Annotated in this window: 15 protein-coding genes; 12 read left to right on the forward strand and 3 right to left on the reverse strand. The window is 30.6% G+C overall.

Annotated features, from left to right (window positions below; all coding sequences use genetic code 11):
• The first annotated feature begins 412 nt into the window (after window positions 1-412).
• From MW871_RS11310 to cls, 8 genes are all read left to right on the forward strand, one after another.
• Window positions 413-880 (forward strand): PepSY-like domain-containing protein, encoded by a 468-nt coding sequence (locus MW871_RS11310; protein WP_188050719.1) that lies wholly within the window; start codon window positions 413-415, stop codon window positions 878-880.
• A gap of 101 nt (window positions 881-981) precedes the next feature.
• Window positions 982-1,650, forward strand: coding sequence for a ferredoxin reductase domain-containing protein (locus tag MW871_RS11315; protein WP_248428587.1), 669 nt, complete (start codon window positions 982-984; stop codon window positions 1,648-1,650).
• A 207-nt stretch (window positions 1,651-1,857) separates the two neighbouring features.
• Entirely contained in the window at window positions 1,858-2,301 is a 444-nt protein-coding gene (locus MW871_RS11320; RefSeq protein WP_248428588.1) for an META domain-containing protein, read from the forward strand.
• A gap of 288 nt (window positions 2,302-2,589) precedes the next feature.
• Entirely contained in the window at window positions 2,590-3,006 is a 417-nt protein-coding gene (locus tag MW871_RS11325; RefSeq protein WP_248428589.1) for a DUF2141 domain-containing protein, read from the forward strand.
• Window positions 3,007-3,127: 121 nt separating this feature from the next.
• Window positions 3,128-4,831, forward strand: a complete 1,704-nt coding sequence (locus MW871_RS11330; protein ID WP_248428591.1) for an amidohydrolase — start codon at window positions 3,128-3,130, stop codon at window positions 4,829-4,831.
• A gap of 59 nt (window positions 4,832-4,890) precedes the next feature.
• Window positions 4,891-5,670, forward strand: a complete 780-nt coding sequence (locus tag MW871_RS11335; RefSeq protein WP_248428592.1) for a glucose 1-dehydrogenase — start codon at window positions 4,891-4,893, stop codon at window positions 5,668-5,670.
• A 188-nt stretch (window positions 5,671-5,858) separates the two neighbouring features.
• On the forward strand, window positions 5,859-6,758 hold the full coding sequence (locus tag MW871_RS11340; RefSeq protein WP_248428594.1) for a DMT family transporter: 900 nt from the start codon (window positions 5,859-5,861) through the stop codon (window positions 6,756-6,758).
• A 10-nt stretch (window positions 6,759-6,768) separates the two neighbouring features.
• On the forward strand, window positions 6,769-8,223 hold the full coding sequence (gene cls, locus MW871_RS11345; RefSeq protein ID WP_248428595.1) for a cardiolipin synthase: 1,455 nt from the start codon (window positions 6,769-6,771) through the stop codon (window positions 8,221-8,223).
• A 15-nt stretch (window positions 8,224-8,238) separates the two neighbouring features.
• Here the strand turns inward: cls and MW871_RS11350 are convergent, their stop codons facing one another.
• Entirely contained in the window at window positions 8,239-11,280 is a 3,042-nt protein-coding gene (locus MW871_RS11350; RefSeq protein ID WP_248428597.1) for an SbcC/MukB-like Walker B domain-containing protein, read from the reverse strand.
• 11 nt (window positions 11,281-11,291) lie between these two features.
• Window positions 11,292-12,515, reverse strand: coding sequence for a metallophosphoesterase family protein (locus MW871_RS11355; protein WP_248428598.1), 1,224 nt, complete (start codon window positions 12,513-12,515; stop codon window positions 11,292-11,294).
• A gap of 986 nt (window positions 12,516-13,501) precedes the next feature.
• On the opposite strand from MW871_RS11355, the gene MW871_RS11360 reads away from it, so the two are divergent.
• Together MW871_RS11360 and MW871_RS11365 are read left to right on the forward strand one after the other, a co-directional pair.
• The gene (locus tag MW871_RS11360) at window positions 13,502-15,547 is read left to right on the forward strand and encodes a TonB-dependent receptor (protein ID WP_248428600.1); all 2,046 of its coding nucleotides are present in this window, start codon (window positions 13,502-13,504) and stop codon (window positions 15,545-15,547) included.
• A gap of 13 nt (window positions 15,548-15,560) precedes the next feature.
• On the forward strand, window positions 15,561-16,367 hold the full coding sequence (locus tag MW871_RS11365) for a DUF2490 domain-containing protein (RefSeq protein WP_248428601.1): 807 nt from the start codon (window positions 15,561-15,563) through the stop codon (window positions 16,365-16,367).
• Between the two features lie 373 nt (window positions 16,368-16,740).
• Here the strand turns inward: MW871_RS11365 and MW871_RS11370 are convergent, their stop codons facing one another.
• The gene (locus MW871_RS11370; protein WP_248428603.1) at window positions 16,741-16,974 is read right to left on the reverse strand and encodes a hypothetical protein; all 234 of its coding nucleotides are present in this window, start codon (window positions 16,972-16,974) and stop codon (window positions 16,741-16,743) included.
• Window positions 16,975-17,521: 547 nt separating this feature from the next.
• On the opposite strand from MW871_RS11370, the gene MW871_RS11375 reads away from it, so the two are divergent.
• Window positions 17,522-18,031, forward strand: a complete 510-nt coding sequence (locus tag MW871_RS11375; protein ID WP_248428604.1) for a YqiA/YcfP family alpha/beta fold hydrolase — start codon at window positions 17,522-17,524, stop codon at window positions 18,029-18,031.
• A 201-nt stretch (window positions 18,032-18,232) separates the two neighbouring features.
• Complete coding sequence (locus MW871_RS11380) at window positions 18,233-18,808, forward strand: hypothetical protein (protein ID WP_188050731.1); 576 nt, start codon at window positions 18,233-18,235, stop codon at window positions 18,806-18,808.
• The last annotated feature ends 68 nt before the right edge of the window (window positions 18,809-18,876 follow it).

An 18,876-nucleotide genomic window follows, 5' to 3' on the forward strand; every position in this document is an offset into this window, starting at 1 on the left:
AGCTTAAAGAAGCATTATTACTAAGCTTATAAACCTAACAGAGTATATACTTTTTATAAATTCAAAACGTTAAATAGTATTTGCTTTTATATTAAAAACAGAAATAATCTTGACTATTTAATTTTCAAGTTTCAACAAACCTTATAATTCCATCAATCTGTAAGGCTCTTCACAAGAAATCAAATTTTAAATACAAAAAAAGCATTTCTAAAATTGTAGTAATTCATTTTAATTCATACCTTTATAAAACTCATAAATACCTTTATAACAAATACTTAACCAATTTTAAAGACTATTTCAACAAAAAAAATCCACCTTATTAACTAAAGAATCTTTTCAAGTACATATATTTTACAGCGACTAGAAAATATTTTTATGAGTGTAAAAAACTTTAATTTCAAAAATAAAAAAAATGAAAAGTTTAATAGTATCAATTGTAATGGTTCTAAGTTTGACAGCTTTGGGACAAAATTATCAAACAATAAACTCTGAAAGAATACCAATTGAAGTAGAATTTGCATTTCAAAAACAATTTCCTAATACAACAGCTATTTGGAGCAGTACCTATCAAGGTGATGATCAAGACCAACTGGTATTTATTGGAAAATTTCAAGTAAATGCTGTAAAAAATGCAGCCATGTATTATAAGGATGGACAATTTAAAGCTTTAGAAATAAGTTTAATCAGCAATGAATTACCACGTACAGTCAAAAAATATTTGAAAAAAAATTATCCGAAAATTCCAATAAATGAAGCTTCTAAAACAATCGATTATGATGGTAAAGTTATTTATGAAGTCGGTATAATTAATAATGGTGCTTTCTATGATTTAGTTTTTGATTCAGAGGGCTATTTCTTACAGATGATCCAAAAAGATTAAAGCAAGTCTATTTTACGCAATAAAATTTTCTTATTTTACCAACAAATGAGATAAACCTGCAGTATTTATTTTTTTATACTAAAAATCCTAAAATAAAAATTATGTCGCAAATTGTAAAAATTAGTTCTCTCGAAAAAATAACTCATGATGTACTAAAAGTACAATTTGAAAAACCAAATGAGTACTCTTTTATTCCTGGTCAAGCAGCAGATATATCCTTTAACGAACCGGAATGGAGCGATAAGTTGAGTTGTTTTACATTCACTTCCTTGCCAGAAGAGAACTATTTAGAATTTACTATAAAGACCTATCCTTCTAGAAAAAGAGTCACCAATAAATTTCTTAGTGCAAATGTGGGAGATGAACTCTTATTAAACGATCCTTTTGGAGATATCAAAAGTCATGGTGAAGGTTTTTTTATTGCAGGTGGCGCAGGAATTACCCCTTTTATCGCCATTTTAAAAGTCTTAGAAATGAATGGAGAAATTGGTAATAGTAAATTGATATTTGCTAATAAAACAGCTAAAGATATTATTGCTAAAGATTATTTTGACAAAATATTAGGTAAAAACTTTATAAATGTACTTTCTGATGAATGGGTAGAAGGTTATGAACATGGCTATATAAACAACGAAATAATTAAAAAATACGTTCAAGAGGATACACCAAATTATTATTTATGTGGTCCTCCACCAATGATGGAAAGCGTAATAAAAAGCTTGAACTCTATTGGAATAAAAGAAAGTCAAATTATTAAAGAGTCGTATTAAAACTATTGACAATTCATTAATAATAAATATTGAAAAACTATTTAATGAATTTAAAACTATAGCCTTATTTTCTTTTAAAGTGACTATGAATAAGTATTGCTATCTTTGTGGATTACTAAAAAAATGTCTGATTATTATCTAATTTATCTTTTTAGAACAATACTTAAAATATTCTTTAATGACATTTAAATCAAAAATAACTTAAAAATGAAAATAAAATCTTTTACACTCTTATTATTAATTCTACTAATTACTGGTTGTAATTCAACAATAAAAACTACTAACGAATCTACTATCGGAAGCATTACCGAAAAATATTGGAAACTTAAATCAATCGAGGGTAAAGAGGTCGTTTTTAAAGAAAACCAAGAACGTGAAATCTTTATTACACTCAGAATGAATGATAAAACTGTTACTGGATTTGCGGGTTGCAATACACTATCTGGTGAATATACTTTAGAAGGCAATAATAGAATCAGTTTTAAAAATATAGCTGTAACAATGAAAATTTGTCCAAATGTAGGTAATGATGAAAGTAAACTATTAAAAGTTTTAGAATTAGCTAAAAATTATAGTGTTACAAACGATGTGCTTACTTTAAGTTCTGATAAAAAAGTGTCCTTAGCCGTTTTTGAAGCTGTATACATGTAAACCTAGAATTTCGAATTGCTATATAAATTGATGTTTTTTTGAAAATTAAATGTAAAAAGGATTTGAATAAATTTGATTTCTTACGGGATTGACAACAATAACAATAAATGATTTATAATTTTAAAAAAAAACTAAATTAAAAGTCTATAAGTTATCAATTGGCAACAAATTTGCTAACGTAGTTATATACCTATTCAAAATAATTCTTTTGAAGTTAATCTAGACTTTCCTAAGAATTAGGAATGAGAATAGTTTTAATTTCAGTAAAACCATCATAAAAACAAAAACATGAATATCTTATTTTTATTTACTACGCTTATTTCTACGTTATTTTCATCCGAAAATCCAGAGTTAATTATCAAAGTTTCCAATATCGAAAAGATAAAAGGAGAAATTAAAATTGGTGTTTTTAACAAAGAGACTAATTTTTTGAAAGAAATTGGAAGTATAAGAAACTACGCTATAAAGGTTAATAAAAGCACCGCATTTATCACTATCACTGATTTGCCAAAGGGAGAATATGCTATTTCTATGTATCATGATGAAAACTCAGACAACGAATGCAATCGTAATTTTATGGGAATTCCGAAAGAAGCGTATGGTTTTTCTAACAATTTTAAACCGAAATTTGGTCCACCAAAATACAAAGATTGCAAGTTTACTTTCTTAGAGAATAAAACTTTAAATATTGAGATGATTAATTAAAAAAGATTATCAATTCACTTTTGCAGATATGTTTCCTTTAGAACTTTAAAAAAGTAATATAGGAAACATATTTTTTTAATAAAAAAAGTTAATTTTATGAAAGCATCCAAAAAACTAAATTATGAAACAGATCATATCTATAATGTTGCTGTTTTCCTTATTAGGCTGTAAAGAAAAAAGTGAAAATTCAATAGTTGCTTCAAAATTATTCTATAATGGCGACATTCTTACCATGGAAGAAGATATTCCAAAATATGTAGAAGCTGTTGTAATTCAAAACGGAAAAATTGTCTTTGTCGGAAGTAAATCGGATGCCGAATCTCAGTTTAAAGATTCCAAAAAAATTGATTTAAAAGGTAAGACTTTATTACCAGGATTTATCGATCCACACAGTCATTTTGGAATGGTTTCTAATACGATGGGACAAGTTGATTTGAATCCAGAACCCGTCGGAAAAATCAAAAATATTGACGATATTCTTAAAAACTTAAAGGAATATAAAGAAAAAAATAAGATTCCAGATGGCGAATGGATTTTTGGTTGGGGTTATGACGATGGCCAATTAACCGAAAAACGACATCCAACCAAGAAAGACATAGACAAAGTTTTACCCAATAATCCCGTGTATTTACAACATACAAGCGGACATATGGGCGTCGCAAATTCTTTAGGTTTAAAGGAATTAAATACTTCATCAAATTCAAAAGATCCTGATGGTGGAACAATTGTTCGATTTCCTAATTCTAATGATCCAACAGGTTTAGTGCAAGAAACGGCTATGTATCCTTTTGTGCGTTTAATGATGGAAAAATTAGATTCAAAACAAGCTGAATTTTTCGATACCACCCAAGATTATTACGCGTCAAACGGAATAACTACTGCACAAGACGGAATGACGAGTCGAGAATCTATTAGATTTTTTCAATCACAAGCCGATGCTGGAAAAATGAAGATCGATTTGATTGCTTTAGCGGGATATTCCGAATTAGATAGTAATTTGGCCGACACTTCACTCCTATTCAAAACCTATAAAAACGGATTTAAAACACAAGGAACAAAAATTGTTGCTGATGGTTCGCCACAAGGAAAAACGGCTTTTTTTAGCAAACCTTTTTTAACCGATGTTCCAGGTTGCCACCACGATTGTAGAGGTTTACCCAGTTTATCACAAGAAGCCATAAATAAATTGTTCGAAACAGCTTACGCCAAAGACAATCAATTATTTATTCATTGTAATGGCGATGCTTCGATTGATATGGTTTTATTAGCGCACAAATTGGCTTGCGAAAAACTAAATCAACCTTTAAATAAAGACAGAAGAACTATTGTAATTCATTCGCAATTTGTGCGTCCGGAACAATTAGATAGGTTTGTAAAATACAATATGGAACCTTCATTTTTTACGAATCACGCTTATTTTTGGGGTGATATTCACGTACAAAATTTAGGAAAAGAACGTGCCGATTTTTTAAGTCCGATGGTTTCGGCAAAAAAATTAGGTTTAAAACCAACCAATCATTCGGATGCTACGGTTACTCCTATTGATCCAATTTTCACCATTTGGACCGCTGTGAATCGTGTTTCTCGTTCGGGTGCAATTATCGGTCAAGCCGAAAGAACAACTCCTTATTTAGCAATACAAGCGATTACTTCTTTCGCGGCTTACGAATTTTTCGATGAAAATTTAAAAGGAACTTTAACCGAAGGAAAATTAGCTGATTTTGTGATTTTAGACAAAAATCCATTAAAAGTAAAACCGATGGAAATCAAGAACATCAAAGTAGTAGAAACGATTAAAGAAGGAAAATCAATTTATAAAAAATAAAATTATTACAATAAAAAGACCAGATAGGTCACAATTAACAATTTAAAATAAATACAATAATGGATATCACAAAACATTTTGACTTAAAAGGAAAAACAGCAATAGTAACAGGAGGAGCGGGCGGAATAGGAAAAGCATGCTGCGAAATACTAGCTGCTTATGGCGCGAAAGTTGTGGTTTCAGATTATAATTTGGAAGCTGCTCAGGAAACATCAAAAGCAATAAATGATAATGGCGGAACATCAATAGCAATTGACTGTAATGTACTTGATGACAATGCTTTAATCAACTTAGTAGATAAAACTATTGAAAAGTTTGGCAGCATAGAAATATTGGTAAATAATGTTGGTGGCGGTGGAGCAGGAAAAGAAAGTCCTTACGATATTGAAGTATCACAATTTAAAAAAGTGTTCGATATGAACGTTTTTAGTATGTGGCGTCTTTGTCAATTAGTTGCACCACATATGAAAAAAGCGGGTTACGGTAGTATTATTAATATGTCTTCCATGGCTTCTATCAATAAAAGTCCTGCAATAAGTGCCTACGCATCATCAAAAGCAGCAATAAACCACATGACACGTAACCTAGCTTTTGATTATGGACCAGACAATATTAGAATAAACGCAATTGGACCTGGAGCAACAAGAACACACGCTTTAAATACTGTATTAACGCCAGATTTGGAAAAAGCTATGTTGAAACACACACCTATCCACAGATTGGGTGAAGCAGAAGACATCGCTGGGGCCGTTCTTTATTTTGCAGCGCCAATTTCAAGCTGGACAAGTGGTCAAGTTATTTTCATCAATGGTGGTGGCGAGCAAACTTTGGATATGTAAATTTTAAAATTCAGGACTTAATACAAATAACCTATTTTTCTACAAAATTAGATCTTGTTTTTACGTCTTTTCTTTTAATGATTTCTAACATTATTTCAGTTATTAATTTGAGTCTACTAGATAATTTTATTCGCCATTAGGCTTTATTTTATAGTACATTGCTGTCTAAAATATTAGGTATTATTTTTATGGATAAAATCTACAACAATCGTTGGTTTCTGTTACTCTTTATTTCTATAACTTGGGGAAGTTCCTTTATTTTGATTAAAAAATCATTATTAGTTTTCTCACCTTATGAAATTGGTGCAATTCGAGTAGTTGGTTCCGGATTAATTTTAGCTGCAATAGGTATTCCTGCACTTTTACGAATGAGAAGAAGTACTTTATTATGGGTAATTATCGCTGGATTTTTTGGGAATTTTGTACCAATGTTTTTATTTCCAATAGCTCAAACCCAAGTTAGTAGTTCTTTAGCAGGAATTTTAGATTCCTTAGTTCCTATATTTATTTTGGCTTTTGGATTTCTATTTTTTGGAATTAAAAGCAAGTTAAAGCAAGTAATTGGTGCTATAATCGGATTTATTGGAGCTGCAAGTTTAATCTTTTTTTCTGAAGGAAATTCTGAAAATTCTCAGTTTGGTTATGCAATGTTGATTGTTTTAGGAGGCGCTTCTTACGCAGTAAATTCGCTAATTGTAAAAGAAAAATTACCTGAATTAGATGCAATAAAATTAACAGCGGCTGTTTATAGTTTTTGGGCGATTCCTGCTGGAGTAATTCTGTATTTCACTGGAATGATTCAAAATTTTGAAATGCAACCAAATTACATAGAACCTATAATCTACATGTCTTTTTTAACCATCTTTGGAACAGCGATTGCAATGCTTCTGTATTTTAAATTGATTCAAAATACCTCTGCCGTTTTTGCAAGTATTTCGAGTTATCTTTTGCCAGTTGTAGCCATAATTTGGGGAATTTTAGATGGTGAAGAATTTAATTTTTGGTACATTTTGGGTGGTGTATTAATCTTAATCGGAATTTATTTAATTCGAGAAAAAAAGACGGCTCCAACTAGTATTCCCGCTTAAAAATAGTATTATGAATTGGATATTAATCATACAATCAGCTTATTTACTATTGACTTTTTTAGTGATTTTGAGAGTACTTTACGATACACGAAGTAGCACAAAAGCATTGGCTTATATTCTCTTTATAATTTTTGTTCCAGTATTGGGAATGATCTTTTATTTTTCTTTTGGAATTAATTATCGCAAGAGAAAACTATACACCAAAAAAATTGTAGAAGATGAACCAATGCGATTAGAAATTCGGAACAAAATGAATAAACAGTCTGATTCTATACGAGATTCGGGTTTAATTCAGGAAAAATATTTAACACTAACAGAATTTATTCGCCGTTCCGGCAGTAGTCCCATAACAGCAAATAATGAAGTAAAATTACTTATTAATGGAGAAGAAAAATTTCCAGAATTGGTAAATGCCTTAGAAAACGCAAAGTCACACATTCATATTGAATATTATATTTATGAAAATGATGTTACTGGAAATCAAATAGCCGAAATCCTTATTAAAAAGGCAAAAGAAGGTCTAGAAGTTCGATTTCTATATGATGATTTTGGAAGTCATGGTTTGGGTAAAAATTTTATACAAAAACTAAATCAAGCTGGAGTTGCTACAGCACCTTTCTACAAAATAAAATGGTATGCATTAGCTAGTCGCATCAACTATAGAAATCATAGAAAAATTGTAATCATTGATGGAAATGTTGGTTTTGTTGGCGGTATTAATATGAGTGATAAGTATCGAAATGATTTAGAAATTAAGAATAATTTATACTGGCGAGACACTCATTTAATGATTAAGGGACAAGCTACCTCCTATTTGCAATATCTTTTTGTATGCGATTGGAATTTTTGTAGCAACAAAAAATTAGCGTACAGTAATAGCTATTTTCCTGAAATTCCACAAAATAATACTATTGAAAATGATGTGGTTCAAATAGCGGCTTCTGGACCTGATAGTGGTCAACCGCTAATATTTTATTCGCTATTAGAAGCCATTAGTTGTGCCAAAAGAAGTATTTACATTACAAGTCCTTATTTTATTCCGGGCGAAAGTTTGATGGATGCTTTAATTATCGCCATTCAAAGCGGTCTGGATGTAAAGGTTTTGATTCCTGGAATTTCCGATTCTAAAATGGTCAATACAGCTGCAAGTTCTTATTATACAGAATTAATTGAATATGGTGCGAAAATTTACAAATACAACAAAGGTTTTGTTCACGCAAAAACTATGGTAATTGATGATGATTTGGCCATTATTGGTTCGGCAAATATGGATTATCGCAGTTTTGATTTGAACTTTGAAGTCAATGCAATGATTTATAGCAACAATATAGCGAAGCAACTTAAAGAAGCTTTTGAAAATGATTTAAAAGAATCTGCACAAATTGATGCTATTTCTTGGCTTAACAGACCAAAACGCATTCATTTATGGGAAAAAATAGTTCGTTTGATTTCTCCCTTTTTATAAATGTAATTGCAATACTTAATTCCAACTTTCGCTTACGATACTTCCTTTTTCCTCGTCCTTAATAACATTTACTGAGCGAGGAATTCGTTCTTGTAATTCACCAACATGCGAAATTATCCCCACAATTCGATTCTCTTTATACAAGGACTGTAAGGTTTCAAAAACAATTGATATACTTTCAGGATCTTGTGTACCAAACCCTTCATCTATAAAAAAGAAATTTTTATCATTTTTATTCAATGATTGAACGCTTTCTGCCAATGCCAATGCTAAACATAAGGAAGCTTGAAAACCCTGACCTCCCGAGAGCGTCTTTACACTTCTAGAAGCTCCATCGTTTAGATAATCAATCACTTCAAATTCATTAGAACTATTAATCGTTAAACTCAATTGATTTTTAGTCATTCGATGAAAGCGAACATTAGCAACATCTGCTAAATTTTGCAAATAAATACTCGACACATAGTTTACAAAACCACTTGCGTTGAACATATTAGCTAAAATTCCTAAATTAGTAAAGCGTGCATTTAAAACTTCAGATTGGTTTAATAATTCTGCTTTTTCTACAAATGCGGCATTCATTCGCTGTAAGTTATCTTGCAAAGTAGAAACTTTTCCCAATTGGGTTTCATATTTTAATTGAACTGCAGCAACCAGCGCCGTTTTTTCCTCTAGAAGTTTACAATCGAATGTTTTACCTATTAACAGTTTCTCCGCTTCCGAAACAGAATTTATTGCAGTTTGCAAATTCACCGCAAAAAGTTTTACTTTCTCTTTTTCAGCTTCTAAGTTCCAATTTTTAATAAGTATGGTTCTCACTTCTTCAACAGAAGAAAAATGATGCTCTTGAAGTAATTCACTAATGATTTTTTGGGTTTCTAGCAAAGCCTTCTCACTATCAACAACTTGTAATTGAATAGTTTTTAAAACTGCAGTTAAAGCTGATAACTCTAGATTTTCCTTGTTAATAGCATCGTTTATAAACTTATAATCTTCTGCTGTTTTTAAATTTTTATTAAATAATTCTATTTTTTCAGCTTGAATTGAAGCTAGTGTAATCCCTTCATAATCAACAAGTGATAGCACTTTTAATTTTGATAACTCATTTTCAATTGCACCGCTTTTAGAAGCTTTTTTTGTTTCTAATTCGTTTTTGGTACTGTTATGATTTTTTAGTGCCAAAGCAATAGTTTCTTGCTGCTTGCGAAATTCTTTTTCGTTTACTTCTAAAGCAATTATCTCCTTTTCTAAAAGTTGCTGTTCAGCTTTTTTTGCTTCAAAAAACTGTGAATCTTTTGGATCAAAATCGCTCCATATGAATTTTGAAAAGTGAGTTATTTGCTGATTTTCTATGCTTTTACTTTCCCTCTCAATTCCTTTTAATTGCTCTTGAAAATGATTTATTTCGAATTCTAATTTTTCACATGCTCCCTTTTTCAAAATGATTTTTGCTTCTTTATCCGCTAAATCAGTAATTGTAGTTGAAATGATTTCTAATTGATTAGACACATCTTCTCCTTGCATCAAATGCGGATGCTCTTGGGAACCACAAAGCGGACAATTTTCACCATCATGTAAATTTTCTGCAAACTGCACTAACTCTTTCGAAACTAAAAGTTTTGTTTTTGTTTCAATCGCTATTTCCTTTTCGGAAGAAAGTGTCTCTAAATTTGTTTTTAAAATAGTTTTCCAGTTTTCAAAAGGTACTTCTAAAAGTTGAAAAGCAGCTATTTTTGAATTTAATTCCTTTTGTGTCGTGACTTGCTTTTTATAATTCTCTTCAAAATTATTCTTAAGATTTAGCTCTTGTTGGTACCAAGTTCCTAACTCTAATAAGAAAGAAGCGTCCAATCGCTTTTTTTTGGAATCTACCAATTGATTATGAATAGAGCCTAATTTTGCAACCAACTCCTTTTCTTTTTTCTCACTTTCTAAAAATAGCACTTCTGCTTCCTTTATTTTTTTATCAATAACAGCAACTTCTGCATTTGCAATTCTGATTTTTTCTATCGATTCTAAATCAGAAAATTTGCTCTTAGAATTATCGAGTTTGTCTAAATCAGGCTGTAATATTTCTAAAGTAGCTTTACTTTTTAAATTACTCTCCGCTACTACTTTCTTCTGATTTTCAGTCGAAAGCAGGTTTTCCTTCGCTTTTTCTAAAGCCGTTTTCTCTGTTTTTAGCTTTATTAAATTCGCTTTGAAATTTCGTTCTGTTTTTTCGAATAAATCTATTTCTAATTGTAGCGCATCAATCGCAACTTTTTCAAGATTCAGCTTAGAAAGAATCTCTTTCTTTTTTTCTAAATCCTCAAAATTCGCTTTCAAAACAGCAAGTTCTTTCACTTCTTTTTCAGCTAAAATCAACGTTGTTTTATCCTTTTGTAACTCAGCAGTGGCGCTTATAACTTCGTTTTGTAAAGTTGTAATGGCTTCGGTAGAAATCGCTTCAAAGCCAGATAATTCTCCTCTTAAAAAGTCTAATTTACTTGATGTTTCTTTTTGCAAAGCCGAAACTTTATAACTCAAATCAAAACGCTCTAAATGAAAAATTTCCTTCATCATATCCGAACGTTCTTTTCCTTTCAAGCCTAAAAATTCATTAAATTTCCCTTGTGGAATTATAATAGTTCTTCTAAAATTTTCATAAGTAAGTCCAATTATTGTTGTCGCATCCGCAGAATTCAACGGAATCCATTGTTCGTCTTTCCATTCATAAGCCAATCGTTCTATAGAAGTTGTCTCCTCAAATCGTTTTTTTCGCTTCCAATCAGCTACAAATTTGAATTTTCGCTCTTGATAATTCAAAAATTCGAATTCAATATTGGCACGATCTGATTTAAGATTGAGCATATTATAGGCTCTTTTATCGGTTTTATTCAAACGATCCGTTTCGCCATACAAAACAAAACCAATAGCTTCTAAAACGGAAGATTTTCCAGAACCTACCGCTCCAAAGATCCCGAATAAACCAGCATTGGTCAACTCTTCAAAATCAATAGTTTGTTTTTTTTGATAAGAATACAAACCAGTAATACTTAATTTTAATGGTAACATAAGACCTTTTTTTATTCGTTTTTTGCTTGACTTCCTACAATTTCATTGAACAAATCCAATACTTCTTCGTTAGGATCTTGCTTGTATTTGGACTTAAAAAAATCAGTAAATAATCCCTGAATATCTTGCTCTAAATTTACTTTAGGTATTTGTAAATCCTGATTCGAATCCTTTTTAACCACTGGAATAATATAAATAATTCCGTCATGACTTTCGTGAATTCGTTTCAAATCTTGCGTTGTAAAAAAAGTATCGCTTACAAGTGTCAATTCGATTAAACAATACGGATTTGTTAACAACCATTCTACCGCATCATCAATAGATTCAAAACGTTTTCTATGTAAAACACGTCCTGATTTTAGCGGAATAGCGGTAAATTTCACCGCTTTATTTGGCTCTACGTCAATTAGTACGACTTTTTTATCTTGACCTGCTTCCGAAAAACTATACGATAAAGGACTGCTAGAATACACAACAGGACTGGAATGTCCGCCTACGTTTTGAAAACGGTGCAAATGGCCAAGAGCGGTATATTGCATTTGAAGCGGAATGCAATCGGTGTAAACAATATCGGCATTACCAATTCGCAACGGTTTTTCGCCATCTGGTTCCTCTAGGATTTCACCGCCACGTTTTAACATATACAAATGAGTAGTCAAGATATTTACACCTTTGTTGTCGCAGTATTTATTAGCTAAAATCGCCCAAGAATCTTGCAACAAATCATTCAATTGTTGCTCTTTATTATCTGCTCCAAGATAGGTTTTTAAACGCATTTCATTTGCATAAGGAGTGGTAATTACACGAATTGGATAATCAAATTGAGGCAATTTTATTTCTATAAAACCATTTTCTGACTGCGTAATTTCAAAACCATTTTCAATTTTTATCGTAGGAATGGTAACATCGGGGTTTCCTACAAATAGGATTCCGCATTCACGTGCTAAAGGATTAGGAGAGTCAATTCGATCTGGACTATCGTGATTTCCAGCAATTGCAATTACAGGACGCTTGCCATTATTGGTCAATCTTTTTAAGGTTTTATATAGTAAATCAACTGCTTCTACAGAAGGATTAAACGTGTCAAATAAATCGCCTGCCACGATAACTACGTCTGCAAGTTGATCTTCTGCAACTTCACAAATTTCATTCATCACCTTTTTTTGTTCTTCCAAACGGGAAAAATGATCTAGTTTTTTCCCTAAATGCCAGTCGGCAGTATGCAGTATTTTCATTATTTATAGTGGTGTGTATGGATTACTTATCTTCTTTCTAAGCAATTTATTTTTGCTATAGCAATATCCTAATAATAATCTTGAAAAAAGCATTATTGACTAAAATTAATTGGTAAAAATTCCTTTAAAGTTAAACTCTATATCACAATTTTAAATAGATATTTTTCTATAAAATAATCATTTAAATGAAATTGATTTTATAGATTTTTTATTTCGTAAAATAAACTTAAAAAATGGAACACAGATTACACAGTTTGTATGTATAAAAAAAGGATTTTATTGATTTAAATATTTGATAATCTAATTCAATTCTCGCTATAATTATGGCATTACTAAAAAAATAGAATAACGGTTTTTATAAATAGCTCAAAATGAAATTATAACTTTTAATTTCAGCAAAATAAAACAAGTTTAATTATTTATAAATCAGCATTTTAAATAACTATACTTGCTAATTAAATTTATAATGAAATGAAATTTTATTATATTCTAAACTCACTGTTTTTTCATTATTTTAAAAACAATTATAAAAGAATATCTACCACTAATTTAAATTAAAACACATATACTTTTACGAATTAAATTATCGCAATAATTTTTCAATTTTATAAAAAAAAGCTATCTCAATTTAGATTTCATATAGCTTTTTAGATAAATTTAGATTCTATTGAATGGCAATTTTAAGAAATAATTAGTTTTTTAAAACTGATATTATTTGCTAAAGATTCATTTTTTTTACATTCCATTTATCTTAGTTACAGTGATTGCTTTTTGTATTACTAATGTGGGTAATTGTTCCTTTAAAAAGAGTATTTACAAGATTTGAGCCAAAAACACAACCGCTTAGAAATGAATAACTTTAAGCATAAATATAAATTAGAAACTTTAATATTGTCGTGTTTCAAAAATAACTTTCTCTGCTTTTGCTTGATATATACATGGATTTCACGACAATATTTTGTTTGTTTGCAATTAGAAATAAAATAATGAGAAATACGATTAGGCTTTTCGCTCTTGGAGCAATTTTGCTATTAACACAAAATGGATTTGCACAGAATGAAAAGAAGCAAGATTCAACAAAAACAGAAAAAGACACAGTGCATCTTAGCAAGATCATCATCAATCAAGCTGATTTTAGAAAACAAGTCATGCAAGTCGATTTAAAAATGGCTCCTGTAAACTCAGCACAAGATTTATTGCGCAAAGTTCCAGGACTATTTATTGCTCAGCACGCTGGCGGTGGAAAAGCCGAACAAATATTCTTGCGTGGTTTTGACAATGATCACGGAACTGATGTTAGTGTAACAGCCGATGGTATTCCGGTAAATATGGTATCGCATGCACACGGACAAGGTTATGCTGATTTGCATTTTCTGATTCCAGAAACGATCAAGGATATTGATTTTGGAAAAGGCGCTTATTACGCGGACAAAGGTGATTTTAACACCTCAGGTTATGTGAATTTCAGCACCTTCGACAAGTTAGAAAACAACCTTTTCAAGTTAGAAGGTGGATCTTTCAACACGATGCGCGCTCTAACGATGATTAATCTATTAAATAGAGAAATTAAAGACAAAAATTTTTATGTGGCGAGTGAATTTAATTATTCCGATGGTCCATTTGCTGTAAAGCAGAATTTTAATCGCATTAATATATTGACAAAATACAGTCAATGGATAGACAGTAAACAATATATATCTATTTTAGGTTCTACGTTTAGTTCGGGTTGGAATGCATCAGGACAAATTCCAGAACGCGCTGTATCCCAAGGAATAATTGACCGTTGGGGTTCTATTGATCCTACAGAAGGCGGAAGTACATCAAGAACAAATGTTGCTGTAAACTACAGAAACCTTATCAATGAAAATGAAGAGTTTTCTAGCAATTTATTCTATTCTAGATACAAATTTAATCTGTTTTCTAATTTCACCTTTTTCTTGAATGATCCAGTTTATGGTGATGAAATTGAGCAAACTGACAATCGTAGTATTTACGGTTTCGATAATAAATACATTCGTCGTTTTGATTTAGAAAATAGCAAAATAACATGGACATCATGTGCTGGTTTGCGTTTGGACGATATTTATGATTTGCAATTGAGTCATGTATTTCAACGTGATTTATTATTGAATAGACTCTCTGACGTATCCGCTACAGAAATTAATGTACATGCGTATACCACTATGGATTGGAGAATTGGAAAATGGACTATTAACCCAGCAGTACGTGTGGATCATTTTGTTTTTAATTTGCATGATCGTCTGAATAGTCTACCTGCAGGACAAGATGCCTCTGCAACAAGAGTAAGTCCAAAATTAAACATTTCCTATACTCAAAACAGCAATTTGCAATGGTATTTGAAATCAGGAATGGGTTTCCACTCTAACGATGTACGAGTAGTTGTAGAACAAAATGGAAAAGACATCTTACCCTACTCTATTGGTAGTGATTTAGGTGTAATTATTCGTCCTACAAAAAACATGATTATCCAGCCAGCAGTATGGTATATGTTTTTGAAACAAGAATTTGTGTACGTAGGTGATGAAGCGGTTGTTGAACCATCAGGAAAAACCCGTCGTTTAGGCGCTGATCTTAGTATTCGCTACCAACCTTTATCCTGGTTGTATTTAGATGGTGATATTAATTATGCTAATGCTCGTGCGATTGATGCATCAAAAGGAGAAAATTACATCCCGTTAGTTCCTGCATTTACCAGTACAGGTGGCGTTGCAGTAAAACTTCCATCAGGTTTCTCAGCTAATTTGAGATACCGTTATATGGACGCCAAACCAGCAACAGAAGACAATTCAGTAAAAACTAGAGGCTATTTTGTAAATGATCTTGTTTTGGCTTATGGAAGAAAAAGTTGGGAAGTCAATTTGCAAGTATTAAATTTGCTGGATACAAAATGGAATGAAGCACAATTTGAAACTGAAACAAGACTTAAAAATGAGTCTAGTTCCGTATCTGAATTATGTTATACTCCAGGAACACCATTTGCCGTAAAAGCAGGAATTAGTTATAAATTTTAAAAATAAAAATCGCGTGAGAAATTTTTTAAACATAAAAAAAACAATAATCACAGGAATTCTGTTTATGTTGTTTGTTAGTTCTTATGCACAATTAAGTCCTCCAGGATTAGGAAAAGGGAATAATGCCTCTTGGTTTGCTTTTGGAATCAAGCAAGCATTAGACACGGTTCATAAAAAAGAATCCACTACTTATATAGGTATTGGTAGAAAAAGCACGCCAGACGATAATAATCCTTTTAATAAAATGGGAATATTAGTATTGAATCAGGAATTCTCTAATCGCTATGCCAAACACTGGCAATATTCGTATGCGTTGAGTTACAGACGACAAAATGAATATGAATCTAGCGCTCCTTATGACGTTGCTGATCCTGCCATAAAACAAGAATTCAGAATTTACGGCCGTTATTCCTATTTGACAGGAAATAGCACTATTAAATGGAAAAATACCTTTCGCCAAGAATATAGAAAATTTTTTAATCCTGATTTCACAAAAAGTAATGAAGATTATCAATTTCGTACTCGCTTTAAAACTCAAATAAATATTGATTTAGGAACTCAAAAAGTACATCATTTAATTGGTAGTGCTGAAGCCCTTTTTGCAACAAGTAAAAAATACAAACCTACTAGCGAGTGGACTAAATTTGAATATAAGGATAGTAGATTTGGACTTTATTATCAGTTAACACCTCACGAAATTCCTTTTACATTTGATTTTGGTTATGGTTACAATTTAATTGGTAAAGGCAGTAAAATATCTGGAGTAAATTATATTGCTATAGATGTGATTTGGAATAATCCTTTTGGGAAAACACTATAAATTTTATAACACTTTTAGCATCGGGCTATTTGGCAATCTGTAATCGAAATTCAGAGGGCGTATAGTCTGTTACTTTTTTAAATAAGCGCGAAAATAAGAAGGAGATTGATAATTTAACTCCAAAGCGATACCTGCTACATCTCGAGAATGATCTTGTAACAATAATTGCCTGTTCCATATAATAATCTCGTTGATCCACTTTTTTGTGGTTTGCCAGTAGGATCTTTAACACATTTATTCAAAAGTTATCGGATATTTTCAATTGATTCGAGTAATACGAAATGGTTTTATGATTTACAGTGTGTTTTTGAACCAATTCTCTAAAATGAAAAGAAATATAACGAGCTCGTGACAACACTTCATTTACTTTATTTTATAATCGAATAATTTTCAATAAAATAGCTTGAAATAAGGCAACACAAATTTCCATAATGCGGTCGCCGGTCAATAATTCCTCCTTTAGTTGTATGAAGGCACGTACAATCCAATCAAAACTTACGGCATTCAAAATTAAAAATTTCGACGTATAGAAAAAACTCAAATCATTTTTATTCAAAGCAATGTCAGTAATAATTTCGTTTTTATAGACTACAAAAAAACCTTCCACATCCGCCGATAATTCTAAGGTTGCGATAAAATTTCCTTTTTAATATTCAGTGCTTCATTCGCCTTTATTTCAAAAACTGAGGTTTCTAGTTGTTGCTTTACAAAACCTTTAATTACAAAAATCAAAAAATTAAAAGAGTTCTGTAAAGTTTAACCGTAATGACAATACTTTTTAGATAATTTACAATTGGGTACATCTGAAGTTTAGATTTATTAAAAAGATCATTTGTAGAAACTGTTGGTAGAAATAATTTCTTGTATTCATAATTACTGATCAATTTTATGGATTGTTTGATCTACAAAATAAAGTTATAAAATTAGACAAGAGTCACTAAGCATGAGAAGTTAAATATTAAGCAATACTTTTAATTGTTTAGAGTAACATTCTAATCAATAAAAAAAAACTTATAAGTTTATTTTTGTTATTTGACATCATAAAACACTTTATATTGATATCTTGTAATTTGAATTTTATTACAAGATTTTTTCACAATAATCAAAATTCAATAAAACAACTATTTACAAGCAACATTTAAAATAATATAACGATGACCCTTTTATATTTACATGGATTAGAAAGTAAACTAAGTCCAGAAAAAAGAGATGTTTTAGAACGTTTTGCCACCGTAATAGCACCAGACATGGATTATAATAGTGATCCAAATATTTTTAAATTATTGCTAAAAAATAATAATGAACATTCATTTGATCTTATTATGGGAAGTAGTATGGGCGGATTTATGGCTTACTACATTGCAAATACTATCAAATGTCCTGCTTTACTATTTAATCCAGCTTTACCTCATAGACCTATTGCTCAAAATATTCCGGAAATAGATTCTAAAAATACACCAGCATTTCTACAATTTGTTTTGGGTGGTCAAGATGAAGTCATTAAAGCCAACAGTACTTTAAAATGGCTAGCAGAAAATCGCCTTCCTACTGTAGATATCAAAATTTCTATACACAACGAATTAGGTCATCAAATACCCGTAAGCATTTTTGAAAAAGAAGTAATTGAATTTTTCAAGCAAATAGAATTATTAAAATTGAATTGATGTTATTCCCTAAAAATGAATAGTACTAATTATAAACAATGAACCTAACACAATAATTTCTTGTTTTATAAAAAGCATTATTGTTACAGAGTGTTTTAGGAATTAGCTAGTAGTCATCTAAAACATTAGTTTATCTAAGAGTGTAACTATTTTTAAAGCTATTAAGTGATACCTTTGTCTAAATTATAATATAATACCAAATTGCCAAAAATTAAGATAAATACTTTCGGAGAAGGTATCGAAATTAGACAAATACAGTTGGATGATTCTAGACTTGAAAAATGGTCTGCTGTAGCCTCAAAAAAAAAATGTGCTCTTACTGATCTTATACTGGATCCTTTTTTTTATCATCAATTAAAGGACAATAAAATTAGTTCTATATTAGATATAAATGCAAAAGTTGTTACCGGAATTTTAGACAAGCCCAAAAGCCACATCGAAATTTGGTTCAATCGCCGTAAAGTATTAAAAATAAAACCCAACGATATATTCAATGAGTTGGTACTATTTCCTTTATATCAAATAGATAGTAATCCAGCCTTTGACCTCGATTTATTAGAAAGAGGCATTTACATTCATCAAAAGACAATGGGCTTGTTACACTCCGTAGAATTAGAGGTAGAAACAGAACGTTTGGATTTAGATGACTTTACTTTTTTCGTATCAAAATTTAAAAAAGAGCAATTTTTAAATAAAATTGAGTATCAAAATAACAATTTTAGTTGGATAAAAAGTGAATCCGTAATTACGTACCAAAATGCTTTTGAAATTCTTTAACTAATTTACTTTTTATTTAAGATAAAAATTTATTTATTATTCATAAAAAAACCGCCTAAACTAATTTA

Source organism: Flavobacterium pygoscelis (genome assembly GCF_023162025.1).
GTDB classification, from domain to species: Bacteria; Bacteroidota; Bacteroidia; order Flavobacteriales; family Flavobacteriaceae; genus Flavobacterium; species Flavobacterium pygoscelis.

What these genes read in the sequence shown, in the direction of transcription:
- MW871_RS11315 (WP_248428587.1), top strand. Translation starts at nt 982, where the DNA reads ATGTCGCAAATTGTAAAAATTAGTTCTCTCGAAAAAATAACTCATGAT.
- MW871_RS11375 (WP_248428604.1), top strand. Translation starts at nt 17,522, where the DNA reads ATGACCCTTTTATATTTACATGGATTAGAAAGTAAACTAAGTCCAGAA.
- MW871_RS11360 (WP_248428600.1), top strand. Translation starts at nt 13,502, where the DNA reads ATGAGAAATACGATTAGGCTTTTCGCTCTTGGAGCAATTTTGCTATTA.
- MW871_RS11350 (WP_248428597.1), bottom strand. Translation starts at nt 11,280, where the DNA reads ATGTTACCATTAAAATTAAGTATTACTGGTTTGTATTCTTATCAAAAA.
- cls (WP_248428595.1), top strand. Translation starts at nt 6,769, where the DNA reads ATGAATTGGATATTAATCATACAATCAGCTTATTTACTATTGACTTTT.
- MW871_RS11340 (WP_248428594.1), top strand. Translation starts at nt 5,859, where the DNA reads ATGGATAAAATCTACAACAATCGTTGGTTTCTGTTACTCTTTATTTCT.
- MW871_RS11330 (WP_248428591.1), top strand. Translation starts at nt 3,128, where the DNA reads ATGAAACAGATCATATCTATAATGTTGCTGTTTTCCTTATTAGGCTGT.
- MW871_RS11335 (WP_248428592.1), top strand. Translation starts at nt 4,891, where the DNA reads ATGGATATCACAAAACATTTTGACTTAAAAGGAAAAACAGCAATAGTA.
- MW871_RS11325 (WP_248428589.1), top strand. Translation starts at nt 2,590, where the DNA reads ATGAATATCTTATTTTTATTTACTACGCTTATTTCTACGTTATTTTCA.
- MW871_RS11355 (WP_248428598.1), bottom strand. Translation starts at nt 12,515, where the DNA reads ATGAAAATACTGCATACTGCCGACTGGCATTTAGGGAAAAAACTAGAT.
- MW871_RS11310 (WP_188050719.1), top strand. Translation starts at nt 413, where the DNA reads ATGAAAAGTTTAATAGTATCAATTGTAATGGTTCTAAGTTTGACAGCT.
- MW871_RS11320 (WP_248428588.1), top strand. Translation starts at nt 1,858, where the DNA reads ATGAAAATAAAATCTTTTACACTCTTATTATTAATTCTACTAATTACT.